The organism is Ralstonia mannitolilytica, assembly GCF_905397375.1.
Classification (GTDB): Bacteria; Pseudomonadota; Gammaproteobacteria; order Burkholderiales; family Burkholderiaceae; genus Ralstonia; species Ralstonia mannitolilytica.
Window position 1 is genome coordinate 171,996 of sequence record NZ_CAJPVG010000008.1, and the last position, 17,408, is coordinate 189,403.

Sequence of the window (17,408 nt, forward strand, 5' to 3'; positions counted from 1 at the left end):
GCGCGGCGGCGTGCCGGAACGAATTTCCGAATTTTAAAATTCCCGCGTGACGAATGCCGACGGGATTCTTATAATCCGGCAAAACAGAATCGCTTCTCGCTGAGCCCGATAGGCGATTCATGACAACGAGGAAACGGGAAAGGCGGACAAGCCTAATTGCCAAACGAGGGTGGGGTTCCCATCCTCCCGGCGCTCGGGGGGGCGCCGGTCCAGGTTGCACGCAAACGGCCACAGACAGTGCAAACGATTGCACGTCTGACGGGCGAAGGCGGGCCGCCGAAGGTTTGCACACCTTGCCCATGACCACCCTGGAACCACCCAGGAGGCTCCGCTGGCGATCGTCGACGGGAACGCAGCACGAAGATTCGGCAACAGCGTCCGCAAGAACGACATGCGAGCACAGGCGCAAGGCCCGCATGGCACTCATAACAACGCGCACCGCAGACAGCAGAGCGCGGCCGCAAGGCCGCTCGCCGGAATGTGTCGGCTGGTTAGACGGGAGGTAATACACGTGGGTATTCAGATCATGCTGGTCGAACAGGACCAGGCAGAGGGGGACCGTTTGTCGTTTTCCCTGCGCGACGGTGGACACGAGGTTGTGCGGGTCAGCCACCCCGCACAGGCTCAGGGGGCCATCCAGCAGACGGCGCCGGAGTTGCTGCTGATGGAGTGGACGTGGCCGGAGCGCGAATCGATCGACATGCTGCTGGCGTTGCGCGCGAACACGCAGACGCGCGGGCTGCCGGTCATCGTGCTGTCACGCCATGGCGATGCGCGCGCCAAGATCGCCGCGCTCGATGCCGGCGCCGACGACTACGTCGTCAAGCCGTGCGATACCGGTGAGTTGCATGCCCGCATCCGCGCGGTCGTACGCCGCCGCGCACCGCAACAACACGGCGACGACGTCCTGCAGGTCAACGGCCTGCGTCTGGATCCGCTCACGCTCGGCGTGACCGCGCAGACCGACACCGGCCCGCGCGCCATCCCGCTCAGCCCGCTGGAATTCCGCCTGCTGCACTTCCTGGTAGCGCATCCGCAGCGCGTGCATTCGCGCACGCAACTGCTGGATCGCGTATGGGGCAACCACGTGTTCGTGGGCGAGCGCACGGTTGACGTGCACGTCCGCAAGCTGCGCGTCGCGCTGGCGGGCACGGCCTGCGACGGCCTGATCCAGACGGTGCGCGGCGGTGGCTATCGCCTCGTGGTGGGTGCCGGCGGCGCGAGCGCTGCACACGCAGCCGACACGATCGGCATGCAGCTCGAGGCCGCGACGCGCAAGGCCGGCCCGGTGGTCGAAAGCCCGTTCGCGCGGGCCCCGATCCGCCCTGCAGCGGTGCGAATGTCGGCCTGACGACGAAGCCCCAACGAAAAAACGGCCGGACTGCCCACGCAGTGCCGGCCGTTTCGCTTCAGCGCAACGCACATCAGCGCTGGCTCTCGCGCCAACGCTTGAGCCACCCGAGCCCCTCGGTGGTGCCAGCGCGCGGACGGTATTCACAGCCGACCCAGCCGTCATAGCCCAGCGCATCCATCAATGCAAACAGGTGCGGATAGTTGAGTTCGCCCTCGTCCGGCTCATGGCGATCGGGCACGCCTGCAATCTGCACGTGGCCGACAGCGCCCGCGCCCACGTACTGCTTGAGCTTGACCGACAGATCGCCCTCCATGATCTGCGCGTGGTACAGGTCGAACTGCACCTTCACATTCGGTGCGCCGACCTCCTTGCAGACGGCGTGCGCCTGCGCCTGGTGCGTGAGGAAGAAGCCCGGCATGTCGCGCGTGTTGATGGGTTCCAGCACGATGGTGATACCCGCCCCCGCCGCCTCGCGGGCGGCATGGGCGACGTTGCTGACGTAGGTCGCGTGATGACGTGCGTGGTCCGCATCGGCAGGCAGCAGGCCGGCCATCACATGCACGCGCGTGTTGCCGAGCACCTGCGCATATTCCAGCGCCGTCGCAATGCCGCGCCGGAATTCCTCTTCGCGTCCGGGCAGTGACGCGATGCCGCGCTCGCCGGCCGCCCAGTCGCCCGGCGGGGCGTTGAACAGCGCCTGCCTGAGGCCCGCGTCATCAAGGCGGGCGCGGATCTCGGCCTTGTCGAAGTCGTAGGGGAAGAGAAACTCCACGCCCTCGAAGCCGTCCTTTGCCGCGGCGGCAAAGCGGTCGAGGAACGCGTGCTCCTGATACATCATGGAGAGGTTGGCGGCAAAGCGGGGCATGGGAAATCCTGGAAGCGAGTTACTTGTTGACCAACCTGGCCGGCGTGCACAGCACGGCGATGCAGCCGAGCACCAGCACACCCGCCAGCGCGTACATGCCCGCTGCGGTGCTGCCGGTCATGTCCTTGAGCGCGCCAATCATATAGGGGCTCACGAAGCCGGCAAGGTTGCCCACCGAATTGATGGCCGCGATGCCGGCGGCGGCGGCCGTGCCCTGCAGGAAGGCGGTCGGCAGCGACCAGAACAGCGGCGCGCACGTCAGCACGCCCGCCGCAGCCAGCGACAGGAAGACGATCGACAGCGCCACGTTGTTGCCCGCCGTGGCCACCACCGCAAAGCCGACCACGCCCATCATCGCCGGCACGACGAGGTGCCAGCGGCGCTCGCGGCGTGCATCCGCGCTGCGGCCGATGAGCACCATGGCAATCGCGGCGCACACGTACGGGATGGCGGACAGCACGCCGACCATGAAGGTGTCCTTCACGCCGGCGTTCTTCACCAGCGACGGCATCCAGAACGTGAGCCCGTACTGGCCCATCACGAAGGCGAAGTAGATCAGGCTCATGCCCCACACGCGCGGGTCGGAGAACACCTTGCCGATGCCGGGGTGCACCACCTTGCCATGGTTGTCGGCAGCGATGTTGGCTTCGAGGATCTGCTTGTCTTCCTCGCTCAGCCACCTGGCCTTGCGGATGCTGTCGTCAAACTTCCACAGCACGAGCAGGCCGACCAGCACAGCTGGAATGGCCTCGATCACGAACATCCACTGCCAGCCCTGCCAGCCGCCGCCCACGCCTGTCCCGTGGAACGCGCTCATGATCCAGCCCGAGAGCGGGTTGCCGAAGATGCCCGAGATCGGGATCGCCGCCATGAACATCGCCACGATGCGTGCGCGCCGATGCGACGGGTACCAGTACGTCAGGTACAGGATGATGCCGGGGTAGAAGCCCGCCTCGGCCAGGCCCAGCAGGAAGCGCATCACGTAGAACTGCGTGGGCGTCTGCACGAACGCGAATGCACCCGAGATGAGGCCCCACGTGATCATGATCCGCGCAATCCACACGCGCGCGCCGATCCTGTGCAGCAGCAGGTTGCTCGGCACCTCGAAGAGAAAGTAGCCGATGAAGAAGATGCCGGCACCCAGCCCATATACCGTCTCTGAAAAATTCAGCGCCTGCGACATCTGCAGCTTGGCGAAGCCGACGTTCACGCGGTCGAGATAGGCGACCACGTAGCACAGCATGATGAGCGGGACGATGCGGCGCGACACGCGTGCGTACACGCTGTCTTCCTTTGAAACGGCGTGCGACGCGGGGTGCGCAGACCCGGCCGCCGTGGCGGTGGTGTTCATGTGGTCTCCAATCTAGGTTTTATATGGGGCCGTGGTGGGGTTACCAGCGGGCCCCGAACGTCTGGCGCAGTTCGTCGATCTGCGCATCGGACAGCGGCGCGGGCTTGGGCTCCGTCATCAGCCAAAGCCTGGCGGTTTCTTCCAGTTCTTCCAGCGCGTAGGCGGCGTTCGATGCCGAGCTGTGCCATACCACGGGGCCGAGCCGATCGAGCAGCACCGCGCGCACGTCGTTGGCCAGCGCCGCAATCTGCGCGGCCACATCCGGGTGCCCGGGACGTTGGTATGGGATGAGCGGCACATGGCCGACCTTCATCACGTAGTACGGCGTGATGGGCGGCAGCACGTCGCTCGGGCGCCAGACGCCGGCCAGCGTGAGCGCCACCAGATGCGTCGAATGCGTATGCACGACGGCATGCGCGTCGGCATTGCGGTCATAGATGCCGCGATGCAGCGCGAGCGTCTTCGATGGCTTGTCGCCGCTCATCCATTCGCCGGCCGTGCTGACCTTGGCGATGCGCGCGGGGTCGAGCGTGCCGAGGCACGCATCGGTCGGCGTGATCAGCCAGCCGTCGGGCAGGCGTGCACTGATGTTGCCCGCGGTGCCGACCGTGTAACCGCGCGCGTACAGGCTCTGGCCCACGCGCGCGATCTCTTCGCGCAAGGCGTTCTCCGCGGCGCTCACGCTGCGACCTCCTCGGTGGCCCGTGCGAACTGCACGAGCGCCTTCTCGAAGAAATCGACCGAACCGAAGTTGCCCGACTTGAGCGCCAGCGCGACCGGGTCATCGCCGATGGTCGCCGTCCAGGGCACGCCCGGATCGATCTGCGGGCCGATGCGCAGCGCCCGCACGTCGAGCGCCTGCACGACCGCGCCCGAAGTCTCGCCGCCGGCGATCACGAAACGGCGAACGCCGTCGGCATGGACGGTGCGCGCGATGCGCCCAAGCGCCTCTTCGACGAGCTTGCCGGCGCGCTCCACGCCAAGCGCCTTCTGCACCTGCGCCACCTGCTCCGGCGCGCTCGTGGCGTAGATCAGGACCGGCTGGCCGGCATGGCGTTGCACGAAATCGAGCGCATCCACCACCACCGGCTGCCCTTCGGCCAGCGCCAGCGGATCAATCTGGAACGCCGGGCGCGACACACGCCAGTGCGCCACCTGCGCGTTCGTCGCGCGCGAGCAGCTGCCCGAGAGCACGATGGCCGATTCCGCCACGGCGGGCAATTGCGCAGCGTTGCCATGCTCGGTGATGAGCCCCGCGCGGCGATATTGCGCCGGCAGGCCCAGCGCCAGACCCGAGCCCCCCGTGAGCAGCGGCAGATCGGCAAAGGCCTCGCCGAGCACGATCAGGTCGTCGTTGGAGATCGCATCCGCAATCGCCAGCTTCACGCCGTCGGCGCGCAGCCGCTGAGCCTGGTCGCGCGCGGCCTGCGCGCCGCGCATGACCGCGTCGTAGCGCAGCAGGCCGACCTTGCCCTGGCTCTGGCGCGCGAGCACCGGCACGAGGTTCGGATCGCGCATCGGCGTGAGCGGGTGGTGCTCCATGCCCGACGCATTGAGCAGCACGTCGCCCACGAACAGGTGGCCACGGAAGATCGTGCGGCCGTTTTCGGGGAATGCCGGACAGGCCAGCGTGAAGTCGGTGCCAAGCGCCGTCATCAGGGCCTCGGCCACGGGGCCGATGTTGCCGTCGTCGGTCGAGTCGAACGTCGAGCAGTACTTGAAGAAGAAGCGCGAGCAGCCTTGCGCCTGCAGCCAGCGCAGCGCTGCCAGCGACTGCTGCACGGCATCGGCCGCCGGAATCGTGCGCGACTTCAGCGCCACGACGATGGCATCGGCATCCGCACCGATGGCCTCATCGCCGGCGTGCCCGTCGTGAGGAATCCCGATGGTCTGCACGGTGCGCATGCCCGCACGCACGAGCATGTTGGCGAGGTCGGTGGCGCCGGTGAAGTCATCGGCGATGCAGCCCAGCACGGGGCGGGAAGCGGGGCGGGACGTCGTGGTGCTCATTTCGACTTCGCCTCCGGCAGCGTGATGCCAGGGAAGATCTTGATGACGGCCGAATCGTCTTCCTTCGCATAACCGGCCGTCGATGCCTGCATGAACATCTGGTGCGCGGTGGCCGCCAGCGGCAGCGGAAACTTGGTCGCACGCGCGGTGTCGAGCACGAGGCCCAGGTCTTTCACGAAGATGTCGACGGCGGACAGCGGCGTGTAGTCTCCGGCCAGCACGTGGGCCATGCGGTTTTCGAACATCCAGCTGTTGCCGGCGCTGTTGGTGATGACTTCGTACAGCGCGTCGGCCGCCACGCCTTCGCGCAGGCCGAGGGCCATGGCTTCTGCCGCAGCGGCGATGTGCACGCCGGCCAGCAACTGGTTGATGATCTTGACCTTGCTGCCGGCGCCGGCCTTGTCACCCAGGCGATAGACCTTCCCGGCCATCGCGTCGAGCACGCCGCCCGCAGCGGCATACGCCTGCGGCGTGGCGGACGTCATCATCGTCATCTGGCCCGACGCCGCCTTGGCCGCGCCGCCCGAGATGGGGCCGTCCACGTACAGGATGCCCTGCTGCGCCAGGCGTGCCTCCAGCGCGATCGACCAGTTCGGGTCCACGGTCGAGCACATCACGAAGGTGCTGCCCGGCTTCATGGCTGCGGCCGCGCCGTTCTCGCCAAACAGGACCGACTCTGTCTGCGCGGCGTTGACGACCACCGAGACGATCACGTCGGCGTGGCCAGCCACCTCGGCCGGTGTCGCGCACGCGATGCCGCCCTCCCTGGCGAACTCGGCGGCAGCGCCGGGGCGCACGTCGCACGCGGCGACGGTGTAACCGTTGTGGCGCAGGGTCTTGGCAATGCCAAGGCCCATGGCGCCCAGGCCAATGACGCCGACCTTCCGGTCAGCCGTGGTTTGCGTCATGAAACACTCCTGGATCAGTCTTGCGCAGCGTCCCCGCCCTCGCCCAGGCGACGTGCGGCATTGAACATGTGGGTCTGCGCGGCATTGCGCGCGGCGAGCGCGTCGCGGTGTCGGATCGCCTCGACCATCGCGCGGTGCTCGTCGCGCACCTGGCGGGCGAAGTCTTCGCGGCGCGCTTCGTTGCTGCGCGTCACGCCAATCGCCTCTTCCAGGTACTGGCTGAAGAAGCCCAGTGCCTGCACGAGGAACGGGTTGCCGCTGGCGGCCGCAATGGCGCGGTGAAAGCGCAGATCCTCGGCCACGCCGTCACCGCCCGCAGCGACGGCTGCGTCGATGCCATCGAGTGCGGCGTCGATCTCGACCATCTGCGCGTCGGTGCGGCGCTGGGCGGCCAGGGCAGCACCTTCGGCCTCCAGCGCGCGGCGCAGTTCGATGATGTGCAGCACGGCGTCCATCGACCCGGCCTGCGCGGCATCGATGCGCAACGGCTTCAAGCCCGCCTGCTGCGTGACGTACACGCCGCTGCCCTGGCGCGCCTCGACCACGCCCTCGTGGCGCAGGCGCGAGATGGCCTCGCGGATGACGGTGCGGCTCACGCCGAATTCCTGGCCCAGCACGGTTTCAGACGGCATGCGTTCGCCGCGGCGCAGCTCGCCGGCGTCGATCTTGTCCATCAAGGCTTGGGCCACGCGGTCGGAGAGGGAAGGCGCGGCATCGAGGCGTTCAAACATGGTGGCGGCTTGGCAAGCGTAAATTCGTCGTGTCATCATACAAGTTGAGTGGCAGAGCATCATCCACGTTTACCCCTAGGCTTTCATCAGATCCCGTCAGGCGGCCCGCGCGGCCGACACCGGCGGCAAGGAGACACCATGAACATCGTCATCACCGGCGGCGCCGGCTTTCTGGGCCAGCGCATGCTGGCCGCACTGCTCCAGCAACCCGGCCTGCCCGGCCCGGACGGCACCGCTGAGCCGGTCGAGGCGTTCATCGTGCTGGATCAGGTGCCCGGCCAGATTGCCGACCCGCGCGTGCGCTATGTGACGGGCGATGCCTCGGACCCGACGCTGATCGCCCGGACGATCGACGAACACGTCGGCGGCGTGTTCCACCTCGCCGCCGTGGTGAGCGGCACGGCGGAAGCGGATTTCGATCTCGGCATGCGCGTGAACCTCGACGGCACGCGCGCACTGCTGGACGCACTGCGCGCGCAGCAGGCCAGGACGGGCCGCGCATCGCGCGTGCTGTTTGCGAGCTCGGTGGCGGTGTTCGGCGGCCCATTGCCGGCGGTCGTGACCGACGACACGGCGCCCACGCCGCAGGCGTCGTACGGCGTGCAGAAGCTGATGGGCGAGCTCCTGGTGGGCGAGTATTCGCGCAAGGGCTACATCGACGGCCGCGCGGTGCGCATCCCGACCGTGTCGGTGCGCCCCGGCAAGCCGAATGGCGCCGCGTCGAGCTTTGCCAGCGGCATCATCCGCGAGCCGCTGGCGGGCGAGGAGGCCAACTGCCCGGTGGAAGCCGAAACCGAGCTGTGGCTGGCCTCGCCGCGCCAGGTGGTGGCGTCGCTGCTGCATGCGTACAGCCTGCCGGCGTCGGCGTGGGGCAACCGCCGTGCGCTGAACCTGCCGGGCATCACGGTGCGCGTGGGGGACATGGTGCAAGCGCTGCGCAAGGTGGCGGGCGAGGCGCCGGTCAGCCGCATCCGCTGGGAGCCGGACGCGCGCATCAAGGCCATCGTGCAAAGCTGGCCGGCGCGCTTCGATACCGCCCGCGCCGATGCGATGGGCTTTGGCCGCGACACCTCGTTCGAGGCGATGGTGCGCGACTACGTGGAAAGCCTGGACGCGCGCTGAAGGCCGGCGCCTAGCGGCCTTTGGCAAGCTCCACCGCAAACTTCACGAGTTCCGCCTGCCCCTCGATGCCCAGCTTGCGCTTTAGGTTCAGGCGATGCGACTCCACCGTCCGCACGGACAAGCCGAGTTCATCGGCGATGCGCTTGTTGGCATAGCCCTTGGCGATGCCGTCGAGAATGTCGCGCTCGCGCGGCGTGAGCGCCTCGACCGGCGTGGGCGTGACGGCTTGCTGGGCCATGCGCATCGCCAGCTGCGCGCTGTAGAACGGCCGGCCGGCCAGCACGGCGTCAATGGCCTCGACGAGTTCGCTGGCGGGCGCGTCCTTCAACACATAGCCTCGCGCGCCGGCGCGGATGACCTGCCGCACATATTCGAGGTTGTCGTGCATGGACAGCACCAGCACCGCGATCTCCGGAAACTCCTCGGCAAACTTTTCGGTGAGCGCGATGCCGTTCATGCCGCGCATGCCGATGTCCATCAGCGCGAGGTCCGGGGCGAGCGTGCGCGCGGCCTGCAGCGCCGCTTCGGCGTCGCCGGCTTCGCCCACGACTTCAAAATGCGGCACGGCCTCGAGCCGTACGCGCACGCCGTCGCGCACAAGCGGGTGATCATCGACGAGGAGCAGTTTGACGGGCGCGGGTGTGCTCATATTCAGACTCATACGGATGCGGAGCGTGCCGCAGAAGCGAGTTGCGCGATGACGGCGTGCGGCAGGACGGCGCACACCTCGGTGCCGTGCGCATCCGAGGCGATGGTACAGCTGCCGCCCAGCGCGGCCATGCGTTCGCGCATGTTGCGCAGGCCGATGCCGTGCTGCGGGTCGACCTGGACGGACTCGACGTCGAACCCGGGGCCGTTGTCGCGGATGGACAGCCGCACGGCGTCGACGTCGTTCTCGAGCAGCACGCCGATGCGCGTGGCCTGCGTGGCATGGCGCTCGATGTTGGAGATGGCCTCCTGCGCGATGCGGAACAGCGCGGTGTTGCACGCGTCCGGCAAGTGCACGGTCGGGCCGACAAGCTCCAGCGCAATGGCCAGCTCGGGCTGCCGGCCTTCGTGGGCCTCGCGCGTTTCGCGCACCAGCAGTTCGAGCGCGGGCGCCAGGCCGAGATCATCGAGCAGCGCCGGGCGCAGGTTGTGCGACACACGCCGCACTTCGCCCAGCGCGCCGTTGAGCCGATCCAGCGCACGCCGCAGCATGCCGGCCGCCCGCTCGATCGACGCGGGCGCCACGGCCGCCGTTTCGAGATGCCCGTGCGCCGTCTCCAGCAGCAGCTTGGTCGACACCAGCACCTGGCTGATGCCGTCGTGCAGCTCGCGCGACACGCGTGCACGCTCGTCTTCCTGCGATGTCACGACCTGCTGCGCGAGCTGCCGCAGCTTGGCGTCGGCCTCGCGGTGATCGCTCACGTTCAGCGCCAGGCCGCTGCCGGCCACCAGCAGGATGCTGATCGCCGCAATGCCGACCACCCAGGCCAGCGTCTGGTCAATGTTGGCCTGGGCGCGCCGGTCGATCTCGCGCAGCGTCTGCTCCACGTCATCGAGGTACAGGCCGGTCCCGAGCATCCAGCCCCACTGCGGGATCGGCTCGACGTAACCGAGCTTGGGCACGCTCTGGTGCGTCGACGGCTTGTCCCACATGTAGCGCACGAACCCCCCACCGGCCTGCGCGGCGGCCACGAGTTTCTGGATGGTGGGCTCGCCGCCGGCGTCGGTCAGGTCCCACAGGTCGCGGCCGACGAGCTCTGGCTGGCGCGGGTGCATGAGGTTGCGTCCGCGCAGGTCGTAGAGGAAGAAATAGCCGTCGGTGCCGAAATCGAGGCGGGCGAGGGTGCGCATGGCCTCGTCGCGCGTGGCCTCATCGTTGCGGCCGGACGCGAGCAAGGGGGCGATGGCGCTCTGCGCAAGCTTCACGTAAGAGCGCAGCTCGGTCTCCTTGGCCTGCAGGTACGCCGATTCGACAAGCTGCCGTTCATGCCGCGCCAGCGCGATCGACTGGTGACGCACGGTCAGCATGATCGCCAGCATGGCGATGGTCAGCGGCGCGACGGCAAGCAGCAGGATTTTCTGGCGGAGCTTCATGGCGGAACGCGGCGTCTTGCGCTGCAGCATCGCAAGGTGGCGCGCAGTCTCGATGGAAAGTCGACGCCGATTGCGTAGAACTACGGAAGCGTGCTGCGTAGTCCTCCGCTTGTGGGGGCGTCCAGGCTGGCAAATACTACACGCCCTTGCCGTCCGGCCACCCGGGCGGCATGCAAACCCTGCACGGGGCAGGGCCAACCGCAGGGATGAACCCACATCCCGCATCGCAATCCAGCAACTTCGACCAAGGTTCGAGGAGACCGACATGAGCTTCGTCAGGCAACACCTGATCTGGCTGGTCGTCGCCATTCTTGGCGCGTTTGCCTTTGCCACCGTTGCGCTTGCGCGCGGCGAGGCAGTCAGCGCGCTCTGGGTGGTGGTGGCCGCCGTATGCATCTACCTGATCGCATACCGTTACTACAGCCGCTTCATCGCCGACCGCGTGCTCGGTCTGGACGGCACCCGCAAGACGCCCGCCTGGCGTTACAACGACGGCCTCGACTACGTCCCGACCAACAAGCACGTGCTGTTCGGTCATCACTTCGCGGCCATTGCCGGTGCCGGCCCGCTGGTCGGCCCCGTGCTCGCCGCGCAGATGGGCTACCTGCCCGGCATGCTGTGGATCCTGGCCGGCGTGGTCTTTGCCGGTGCGGTGCAGGATTTCATCGTGCTGTTCATCTCCACCCGCCGCGACGGCCGCTCGCTGGGCGATCTGGTCAAGAGCGAGATGGGCACGGTGCCCGGCGTGATCGCGCTGTTCGGCGCGTTCCTCATCATGATCATCATCCTGGCCGTGCTGGCGCTGATCGTGGTGAAGGCGCTGGTCGGTTCGCCGTGGGGCACGTTCACGGTGGCCGCGACGATTCCCATCGCGCTGTTCATGGGCGTGTATGTGCGCTACATCCGCCCGGGCCGCATCGGCGAGATCTCCATCATCGGCTTCGTGCTGCTGATGCTCGCCATCATCGGGGGCCAGGCCGTGCACGAGAACGCCGCGCTGGCGCCGCTCTTCACGTTCGACGGCAAGGCGCTCACGTGGATGCTCATCGGCTACGGCTTTGTCGCGTCGGTGCTGCCGGTGTGGCTGCTGCTGGCCCCGCGCGATTACCTGTCGACGTTCCTGAAGATCGGCACGATCGTGGCGCTCGCCATCGGCATCCTGATCGTGGCACCGCAGATGCAGATGCCCTCGCTCACACAGTTTGCCCAGGGCAACGGCCCGGTGTGGTCGGGCAACCTGTTCCCGTTCCTGTTCATCACGATCGCGTGCGGCGCGGTGTCGGGCTTCCACTCGCTCATCTCGTCGGGCACCACGCCGAAGCTGCTCGAGAACGAAACGCAGGCGCGCTTCATCGGCTACGGCGCGATGCTGATGGAATCGTTCGTCGCCATCATGGCGCTGGTGGCCGCATCGGTCATCAACCCCGGCGTGTACTTCGCGATGAACAGCCCCGCTGCGCTGGTGGGCAGCACGCCGGAAGCCGTGGCGCAGACGCTGTCCACGTGGGGTTTCGTCATCACGCCGGATGTGCTGCTGCAGACCGCCAAGGACGTCGGTGAGAACACCATCCTCGCGCGCGCGGGCGGCGCACCGACGCTGGCCGTCGGCATGGCCCACATCCTGCACCAGGTCGTGGGCGGCCAGGCCATGATGGCGTTCTGGTACCACTTCGCGATCCTGTTCGAGGCGCTGTTCATCCTGACCGCCGTGGACGCGGGCACGCGCGCAGGCCGCTTCATGCTGCAGGATCTGCTGGGTACGTTTGTGCCGGCGCTCAAGCGCACCGATTCGCTCGTCGCCAACCTCATTGCCACGGCCGCGACGGTCGCGCTGTGGGGCTACTTCCTGTACCAGGGCGTGGTCGATCCGCTGGGCGGCATCAATACGCTGTGGCCGCTGTTCGGCATCTCCAACCAGATGCTGGCCGCGATTGCGCTGACACTGGGCACCTGCGTGCTCGTCAAGATGAAGCGCGACCGTTACGTGTGGGTGACGCTGCTGCCGACCGCCTGGCTGCTGATCTGCACGCTCACGGCCGGCTGGCAGAAGCTGTTCGATCCGGACCCGAAGATCGGCTTCCTGGCCCACGCCAACAAGTACGCGGGCGCAATCGCCGAGGGCAAGCTGCTGGCGCCGGCCAAGTCGGTCGCGCAGATGCAGCAGATCGTGCTGAACGACCGCATCGATGCGTTCCTGTGCGGCCTGTTCGTGCTGGTGGTGGTGAGCATTGCCTGGTATGGCGTGAAGACGGTGCTCAAGGCGCGCGCCTCCAGCCGCCCGACCGCCAACGAGACGCCGTACGAAGCCCTGGGCGCCTGAGTACGGCCATGCGCGAAGAACTCGAGAACTTCGGCCGCTACCTGGGCCAGACGCTGCGCCTGATGGTCGGCGTGCCGGACTACGACACCTACGTGCGCCACATGCAGGAGACCCATCCAGGGCAGCCCGTCATGACGTACGAAGCGTTCTTCCGCGAGCGCCAGGATGCACGCTACAAGGGCCGCGTCGGGCGCTGCTGCTAAAACGGCGCCCGCGCACTGCCCAAAAACAAACCGCCGGTGCATGCAGCCATGCCCGGCGGTTTTTTCATCAGCGCGCTACATCGATGGACGCGCCGGCGCAGGCGGGTCGCCATGCTTGGCGCGGTACGTTTTCTCCACCAGCTCGCGCAGCTTGGCCAGCGCGCCCACGTCGCCCTGTGCAGCCGCCTTGCCGTACCAGTTCTTCGCCTGCTCGATGTCCTGCGGCACCACGCCCGGTTCGCCGCGCTCGTAGTAGCTGCCCACGATGTACTGCGACGGCCCGTCGCCGGCCTCAGCCGCTTTCCTGTACCAGGTGAACGCGCGCTTGTAATCGCGCGGCACGCCGCGGCCGGTGAAGTAGTTGGTGGCCAGGGCGCGCTGCGCCTCGATGTGCCCTCCGGTGGCGGCGCGCTCATACCACTTGTTGGCTTCTTCCAGCGAGCGCGGGACCAGCTCGCCGCGCTCGAACAATTCACCGTACGCGAACTGCGCGTGCGTCATCTGGTTGTCGGCGGCGCGGCGCAACCATTTGACGGCCTCGTCGGGCCGCGCGACGGTGCCTTCGCCGCGCATCAGCATCATCGCGTAGTTGAACTGCGCGAGGCGGTTGCCGCGCTGCGCCGCTTCGGCAAACTCGTCGAAGGCGTGGCCGAAGTCGTTCTGCTCGTAGTGCGCGATGGCAATCTGGGTGAGGGCGGCGGCATCGGCCTGCGCATCCTTTGGCGATGGCGTGCCCGATGCCAAGGCCATCGCCGTGCCCATCGCCAGCCCCAGCACCGCCTGCAGCAGGCGCGGACTTCTGCGCCGGATCTGTCTGCTCATCGCGCGCTCCTCACCGGAAGAAGGGCCCAGTGTAGCGCGCCCGCTCAGGGCATGCGGCGGCCTCGGCGAGCGGCCGCATCGCAGCCGCCTGGATGCCGCGGCAATCAGCCCGCGCGCACCCGGTACACCGCCACGCTCCCGCGCCAGTTGGCGCCCCAGCGCACGACGTTCCCTTCGTGCAGCACCACGCGATCCAGGATCACCAGCCCTACCTTGGGTGCCAGCGCTTCGAAGTCGCGGATGGTCAGCACGCGCACGTTGGGCGTGTCGTACCACTCGTAGGGGAGCGATTCCGACACCGGCATGCGCCCGCGGAAGATCGACAGCCGGTGCGGCCAGTAGCCGAAGTTCGGGAACGACACGATGCACTCGCGTCCCACGCGCAGCATCTCGCGCAGCACCTGTGCCGTGTTGTGGATGGTCTGCAGGGTCTGCGAGAGGATGACCGTGTCGAAGCTCTTGTCCTCGAACAGCGCCAGGCCGCCCTCCAGGTTCTGCTGGATCACATGCACGCCCTTCTGCGTGGCGGCGAGCACACCGGCGTCGTCGATCTCGATGCCATAGGCCAGCACGTCGAGTTCCTGCTGCAGCACGCTCAGCAGGCTGCCATCGGCACAGCCGAGGTCGAGCACCGTCGAGCGCGGCTCGATCCAGCGCGCGATGGCGCGAAAGTCGGCGCGGTCGGCCAGGATGTTCGGCACCGGCGCGTGCGTCGTGTTCAGCGTTTGCGTGCTCATACGCCGATCTCCTGGGCGATGCGTTCGTAATAGGCGCGCACCAGCGCGTGGTAGCGCGCGTCTTCGAGCAGGAAGGCGTCGTGGCCGTGCGGCGCGTCGATTTCGCCGTACGTGACGGGGCGCTTGTTGTCGAGCAGCGCCTTGACCAGCTCGCGGCTGCGCGCGGGGGCAAAGCGCCAGTCGGTCATGAAGCTGATGACGAGGTAGCTGGCCTTGGTATGGGCGACGGCCTTGGTCAGATCGCCGCCGTACGCCAATGCCGGGTCGAAGTAATCGAGCGCGCGCGTGATCAGCAGGTACGTGTTGGCGTCGAAGTACTCGGCAAACTTGTCGCCCTGGTAGCGCAGGTAGCTCTCGACCTGGAATTCGACATCGAACGAGAAGCGGATGTCTTCGGCCTTGAGCTCGCGGCCGAACTTGGCCGCCATGTCTTCGTCCGACAGATACGTGATGTGGCCGATCATGCGCGCCACGCGCAGGCCGCGCTTGGGCTTGACGTTGTGGGCGTAGTAGTCGCCGCCGTGGAAATCCGGGTCGGAGAGGATCGCGCTGCGCGCCACCTCATTGAACGCGATGTTCTGCGCGGACAGCTTCGGCGTCGATGCCACCACCACGCAGTGCCGCAGGCGGTCCGGATACATCAGGCTCCACGCCAGCGCCTGCATGCCGCCGAGGCTGCCGCCCATGACGGCCGCGAACTGCTGGATGCCGAAGCGGTCGGCGACGCGCGCCTGGGCATTGACCCAATCCTCCACCGTCACCACGGGAAAGCGCGCGCCATACGGCTGGCCGGTTTCCGGGTGCGGGCTCATCGGGCCCGTGGAGCCGAAGCACGAGCCGAGGTTGTTCACCCCGATGACGAAAAAGCGGTTGGTATCGACCGGCTTGCCTGGGCCGACCATGTTGTCCCACCAGCCGACCTCGCCTTCGGCATGCACACCCGCCACGTGGTGCGACGCATTGAGCGCGTGGCAGATGAGCACGGCGTTGGACCGCTCCGCGTTGAGCGTGCCGTAGGTCTCGACCATGAGGTCGTAGCCGCTGATCTGCGAGCCGTTGCGCAACTGCAGCGGCTCGGCAAAGTGCATGCGCTCGGGCACGACCAGGCCCAGCGCATTGGCTGCCTTGCCTGTCTGGGCCGTGGAAGCCGGCCGGATATCGGTACTGACCGCAGCCACGGTGTCGGCGGCAGCGGTGGAATCAGCCTGGGTGTCTGTCATGGCGCCAAAGAAAAAACCCGACCGGCAACGCTGTTCACGCAACCAATCGGGTTCTCTCGTGGCGCACGCCGGGCGGACGCCCAGCGTTCTGACCGAACCTCTTTAGCCGCATTTGTAATGAGAGCCCAGGACCACATTCGTGTGGCGAAGACTCCCGCGCGCCCGCAAGCCAGTCGTCAAATCGGCGCGCCAGAGGTTGGGGATTATAGATCAGACCGCGGACGATGTGACGCGCGCCTGGGCGCCCGCGGCGACGGCCTCCGGTGCGGCCATCCGCGCACGGCGGTTCAGCCACGCGGCCGCCACGATCAGCAACGCCAGCAACGCCGTCGCCCCTACTTCCATGCGGTGGCCCGGCAGCATCAGCATGGCGATCAGCACCCCGCAGATGAACAGGATGACCGCCCATGTCAGCCACGGAAACAGCCACATGCGCAGCGGGAGATCCACACGCGACGCGCCCAGCGCGGCCCGCATGCGCAGCTGCGAGACCGCGATGACGAGGTAGACCAGCAGTGCAATCGCGCCGGATGTCGCCAGCAGGAAGGCAAACACCTGCTCGGGCATCACGTAATTGGCGATGACGGTGGCAAACCCGAACGCGGTCGACGCCAGTACGGCGGCGCGCGGCGTGCCGTTGGCGTCGGTGCGGCGCAGGGCGGCCGGCGCGTCGCCGCGCACCGACAGCGAGAACACCATGCGCGATGCCGTGTACAGCGCCGAGTTCAGGCAGCTCGCCACCGACACCAGCACGATCACGTCGACGATCGCCTTGGCATGCGGCACGCCGATCAACTCCAGCGCCCTCTGGTACGAACCGTGTGCGGCGAGCAGCGGATCGTTCCACGCAACGAGCGAGGTCACCACGAAGATGGAGCCGAGATAGAACAGGCAGATGCGCCAGATGACCGAACGCGTGGCCCGCACGATCTGCCGGGCCGGATCCGCCGATTCCGCCGCCGCAATGGTGACGATCTCGGTGCCGAGAAACGTGAACATGGTCGTCAGCAACGCGGCCAGCACGGCGCCGAACCCGTTCGGCATGAAGCCCCCGGCATCGAACAACCGGGCCGCGCCCGACACCCCCGAGCCCGGCAGCCAGCCCAGCACGGCCGCGCCGCCCACCGCCAGAAAGACGACGATGGCCACCACCTTGATGAGCGCAAACCAGAATTCGAACTCGCCGTAGTTCTTGACAGAGAACAGATTGGTAAGCGTGAGCACGAAGGTCACGCCCAACGCCCACACCCAGGTGGCGACGCCCGGAAACCATGTGTTGAGGATCAACGCCGCCGCAGTCGCCTCGATCGGGATGACGAGCACCCAGAACCACCAGTACAGCCAGCCGATGGTGAAGCCCGCCCAATGCCCGATGGCGCGGTCGGCATAGGTGGAAAACGAACCGGTGTCCGGATGCGCGACGGCCATCTCGCCAAGCATGCGCATCACCAGCACGACGAGCAAGCCGGCGATGCCGTACGCGATGATGGCGGCCGGCCCCGCCTTGGCGATCGCATGCCCCGAGCCGACGAACAACCCCGCACCGATCACGCCCGCAATCGAGAGCATGGTCACGTGGCGCGGCTTGAGGCCCGAGCTCAGGCCTGTCTTGGATCCTGTCATGTCTCTTCCTTGTTGCTTTCCATCCCCGGGATGGCGAAAACGACGACGGCCGGATTCTGG

General features: G+C 67.5%; 16 protein-coding genes. 4 read left to right on the plus strand and 12 right to left on the minus strand.

What is annotated here, in order from left to right:
- Positions 1–511 precede the first annotated feature (511 nt).
- Positions 512–1,351, plus strand: a complete 840-nt coding sequence (locus KHN96_RS16110) for a winged helix-turn-helix domain-containing protein (RefSeq protein ID WP_045785469.1) — start codon at positions 512–514, stop codon at positions 1,349–1,351.
- 73 nt (positions 1,352–1,424) lie between these two features.
- On the opposite strand, the gene otnI is transcribed toward KHN96_RS16110, so the two are convergent.
- The 6 genes from otnI to KHN96_RS16140 are packed head-to-tail and all read right to left on the minus strand — an operon-like array spanning position 1,425 to position 7,219.
- Positions 1,425–2,219, minus strand: a complete 795-nt coding sequence (otnI, locus tag KHN96_RS16115; protein ID WP_062737586.1) for a 2-oxo-tetronate isomerase — start codon at positions 2,217–2,219, stop codon at positions 1,425–1,427.
- Positions 2,220–2,238: 19 nt separating this feature from the next.
- Positions 2,239–3,570: an MFS transporter gene (locus tag KHN96_RS16120; RefSeq protein ID WP_045785467.1), complete on the minus strand. Its 1,332-nt coding sequence runs from the start codon at positions 3,568–3,570 to the stop codon at positions 2,239–2,241.
- A 40-nt stretch (positions 3,571–3,610) separates the two neighbouring features.
- Positions 3,611–4,252, minus strand: a complete 642-nt coding sequence (gene otnC, locus KHN96_RS16125; protein ID WP_045785466.1) for a 3-oxo-tetronate 4-phosphate decarboxylase — start codon at positions 4,250–4,252, stop codon at positions 3,611–3,613.
- Positions 4,249–5,580 carry a 3-oxo-tetronate kinase gene (gene otnK, locus KHN96_RS16130; RefSeq protein ID WP_062737588.1) on the minus strand — a complete coding sequence of 444 codons (1,332 nt, stop codon included), beginning with the start codon at positions 5,578–5,580 and terminating at the stop codon, positions 4,249–4,251. The genes otnC and otnK overlap by 4 nt, the downstream gene beginning before the upstream one ends.
- Entirely contained in the window at positions 5,577–6,488 is a 912-nt protein-coding gene (ltnD, locus tag KHN96_RS16135) for an L-threonate dehydrogenase (protein ID WP_045785464.1), read from the minus strand. Before ltnD ends, otnK begins: the two co-directional genes overlap by 4 nt.
- Before the next feature lie 14 nt (positions 6,489–6,502).
- The gene (locus KHN96_RS16140) at positions 6,503–7,219 is read right to left on the minus strand and encodes a FadR/GntR family transcriptional regulator (RefSeq protein WP_062737589.1); all 717 of its coding nucleotides are present in this window, start codon (positions 7,217–7,219) and stop codon (positions 6,503–6,505) included.
- Between the two features lie 138 nt (positions 7,220–7,357).
- Between KHN96_RS16140 and denD the strand changes: the two genes are divergently transcribed.
- On the plus strand, positions 7,358–8,341 hold the full coding sequence (gene denD, locus KHN96_RS16145; RefSeq protein ID WP_045785462.1) for a D-erythronate dehydrogenase: 984 nt from the start codon (positions 7,358–7,360) through the stop codon (positions 8,339–8,341).
- A gap of 10 nt (positions 8,342–8,351) precedes the next feature.
- Here the strand turns inward: denD and KHN96_RS16150 are convergent, their stop codons facing one another.
- Positions 8,352–8,990, minus strand: coding sequence for a response regulator (locus KHN96_RS16150; RefSeq protein WP_096745609.1), 639 nt, complete (start codon positions 8,988–8,990; stop codon positions 8,352–8,354).
- 8 nt (positions 8,991–8,998) lie between these two features.
- Positions 8,999–10,423: a cache domain-containing protein gene (locus tag KHN96_RS16155; protein ID WP_045787724.1), complete on the minus strand. Its 1,425-nt coding sequence runs from the start codon at positions 10,421–10,423 to the stop codon at positions 8,999–9,001.
- A 265-nt stretch (positions 10,424–10,688) separates the two neighbouring features.
- Between KHN96_RS16155 and KHN96_RS16160 the strand changes: the two genes are divergently transcribed.
- Positions 10,689–12,743: a carbon starvation CstA family protein gene (locus KHN96_RS16160; RefSeq protein ID WP_045785461.1), complete on the plus strand. Its 2,055-nt coding sequence runs from the start codon at positions 10,689–10,691 to the stop codon at positions 12,741–12,743.
- Between the two features lie 8 nt (positions 12,744–12,751).
- Positions 12,752–12,946 (plus strand): YbdD/YjiX family protein, encoded by a 195-nt coding sequence (locus KHN96_RS16165; protein WP_045785460.1) that lies wholly within the window; start codon positions 12,752–12,754, stop codon positions 12,944–12,946.
- 75 nt (positions 12,947–13,021) lie between these two features.
- Here the strand turns inward: KHN96_RS16165 and KHN96_RS16170 are convergent, their stop codons facing one another.
- The 4 genes from KHN96_RS16170 to gabP form a co-directional block, all read right to left on the minus strand.
- Positions 13,022–13,768 carry a tetratricopeptide repeat protein gene (locus KHN96_RS16170; RefSeq protein WP_062737590.1) on the minus strand — a complete coding sequence of 249 codons (747 nt, stop codon included), beginning with the start codon at positions 13,766–13,768 and terminating at the stop codon, positions 13,022–13,024.
- Between the two features lie 104 nt (positions 13,769–13,872).
- A complete protein-coding gene (gene metW / locus KHN96_RS16175; protein WP_045785458.1) occupies positions 13,873–14,505 on the minus strand; it encodes a methionine biosynthesis protein MetW in 633 nt (210 codons plus the stop codon).
- Entirely contained in the window at positions 14,502–15,725 is a 1,224-nt protein-coding gene (gene metX, locus KHN96_RS16180; protein ID WP_062737591.1) for a homoserine O-succinyltransferase MetX, read from the minus strand. The genes metW and metX overlap by 4 nt, the downstream gene beginning before the upstream one ends.
- 210 nt (positions 15,726–15,935) lie before the next feature.
- Entirely contained in the window at positions 15,936–17,348 is a 1,413-nt protein-coding gene (gene gabP / locus KHN96_RS16185; protein ID WP_062737592.1) for a GABA permease, read from the minus strand.
- Between the last annotated feature and the right edge of the window lie 60 nt (positions 17,349–17,408).

Bases quoted from the DNA above. Each gene is read 5' to 3' on its own strand.
- KHN96_RS16120 (WP_045785467.1), bottom strand. From the start codon at position 3,570: ATGAACACCACCGCCACGGCGGCCGGGTCTGCGCACCCCGCGTCGCAC.
- ltnD (WP_045785464.1), bottom strand. From the start codon at position 6,488: ATGACGCAAACCACGGCTGACCGGAAGGTCGGCGTCATTGGCCTGGGC.
- metW (WP_045785458.1), bottom strand. From the start codon at position 14,505: ATGAGCACGCAAACGCTGAACACGACGCACGCGCCGGTGCCGAACATC.
- KHN96_RS16140 (WP_062737589.1), bottom strand. From the start codon at position 7,219: ATGTTTGAACGCCTCGATGCCGCGCCTTCCCTCTCCGACCGCGTGGCC.
- gabP (WP_062737592.1), bottom strand. From the start codon at position 17,348: ATGACAGGATCCAAGACAGGCCTGAGCTCGGGCCTCAAGCCGCGCCAC.
- otnI (WP_062737586.1), bottom strand. From the start codon at position 2,219: ATGCCCCGCTTTGCCGCCAACCTCTCCATGATGTATCAGGAGCACGCG.
- KHN96_RS16150 (WP_096745609.1), bottom strand. From the start codon at position 8,990: ATGAGCACACCCGCGCCCGTCAAACTGCTCCTCGTCGATGATCACCCG.
- denD (WP_045785462.1), top strand. From the start codon at position 7,358: ATGAACATCGTCATCACCGGCGGCGCCGGCTTTCTGGGCCAGCGCATG.
- KHN96_RS16165 (WP_045785460.1), top strand. From the start codon at position 12,752: ATGCGCGAAGAACTCGAGAACTTCGGCCGCTACCTGGGCCAGACGCTG.
- otnK (WP_062737588.1), bottom strand. From the start codon at position 5,580: ATGAGCACCACGACGTCCCGCCCCGCTTCCCGCCCCGTGCTGGGCTGC.
- KHN96_RS16170 (WP_062737590.1), bottom strand. From the start codon at position 13,768: ATGAGCAGACAGATCCGGCGCAGAAGTCCGCGCCTGCTGCAGGCGGTG.
- KHN96_RS16155 (WP_045787724.1), bottom strand. From the start codon at position 10,423: ATGAAGCTCCGCCAGAAAATCCTGCTGCTTGCCGTCGCGCCGCTGACC.
- KHN96_RS16160 (WP_045785461.1), top strand. From the start codon at position 10,689: ATGAGCTTCGTCAGGCAACACCTGATCTGGCTGGTCGTCGCCATTCTT.
- metX (WP_062737591.1), bottom strand. From the start codon at position 15,725: ATGACAGACACCCAGGCTGATTCCACCGCTGCCGCCGACACCGTGGCT.